Annotated in this window: 1 protein-coding gene and 1 pseudogene; one reads left to right on the forward strand and one right to left on the reverse strand. The window is 42.2% G+C overall.

The annotated features are described in order from the left end of the window. Positions 1 to 509 (reverse strand): annotated as a pseudogene (locus AB4653_RS26955) (lytic murein transglycosylase); the annotation flags it as partial. Between the two features lie 263 nt (positions 510 to 772). Between AB4653_RS26955 and AB4653_RS26960 the strand changes: the two are divergent. Continuing rightward, the coding region (locus AB4653_RS26960) for an ATP-binding cassette domain-containing protein (RefSeq protein WP_372105769.1) at positions 773 to 1,339 on the forward strand (567 nt) is incomplete at its 3' end.

The following is a 1,339-nucleotide window of genomic DNA, read 5'->3' on the forward strand; positions in this document are numbered from 1 at the left end:
TTATCATCAACACCACGGCCACTTAACCAAAGTTGTTTCGCACCTTTAAAGGCGAGATCTTGATTACCTTGTTCATAATTAGCGCGGTAATAGATACATTGATATTTTTCACCAACAGGCTCTTGGGTTTGAAACTCAAGGATCGTCTTCCACTGTTTTTGAGCCGCCAATAAATCTAAATAAGGCGCTCGTATACGATTGGAAAACGGCAGTGCTGTGTTCTCTTCAATAAAAGCATCCACCTCGCTTGGCGTTCGATCACCTAAGCCCAGTAAAAAGGCGCGATAGTCAGTGTAAGGTGTTAACGGGTATGTTTGAATTTTGTTACGAAGTGCTGAATAAGCTTTTAGATCACGGTTGTCTAAAACCTCTTGCGCTCTGTCATAAACATCACGCTGCATTTCAAGCTCGGAAGCATTGCTGGCCATAGCCATTGGAGCCTGTGAAAATGAAAACAAAATTGCCGATGCAGCGACAGCAATTTTCGTATTACCAATGCGGAAAAACATTCGCTCTTTCCTTAGTGCGTGTATGAATACGTGAAGTCTATTTACGCCCGACATCACATCAAATGTAAAGAGTTTGAGTGTAAATATTGTTAATATTTAACACATCGCCTCGAAAGCTTATTAAATATAGTTTTAATGACCAATGTGACAATAATAGGTGAGGATTAGTTCAAGAATGGCTTTTCTGTCCTAGGAGTAACATCTTTGAGGATATTGGTATAAAATAGCAAACAATTTTGAACAATAATTAGGATCGATCGGCAATGGCTGAATACGTATATACCATGTCTCGGGTGAGCAAAACTGTTCCACCTAAGCGTCAAATTCTTAAAGACATTTCTCTTAGCTTTTTTCCTGGCGCTAAAATCGGTGTTTTGGGTCTAAATGGTTCAGGTAAATCTACCCTACTACGTATCATGGCTGGTATTGATACTGATATTGATGGTGAAGCACGTGCACAACAAGGTCTAAAAGTAGGTTACCTACCTCAAGAACCTGTACTAGACGAATCAAAAACCGTTCGTGAAATCGTAGAAGAAGCGGTTTCAGATGTTGCTGACGCACTTAAGCGCATCGACGCAGTATATGCCGCTTACGCAGAACCTGATGCAGATTTCGATGCATTGGCGAAAGAGCAAGGTGAGCTTGAAGCTCTGATTCAGGCGAAAGACGGTCACAACCTAGAGACAGCTCTAGAGCGTGCAGCTGACGCACTTCGCCTTCCTGAGTGGGATGCGAAAATCGAATTCCTATCAGGTGGTGAACGTCGTCGTGTTGCTATCTGTCGTCTACTTCTTGAGAAGCCAGACATGCTGCTTCTTGATGAACCA

The organism is Vibrio sp. 10N.222.48.A3 (assembly GCF_041475345.1).
In the GTDB taxonomy this organism is placed as follows: Bacteria; Pseudomonadota; Gammaproteobacteria; order Enterobacterales; family Vibrionaceae; genus Vibrio; species Vibrio tasmaniensis_A.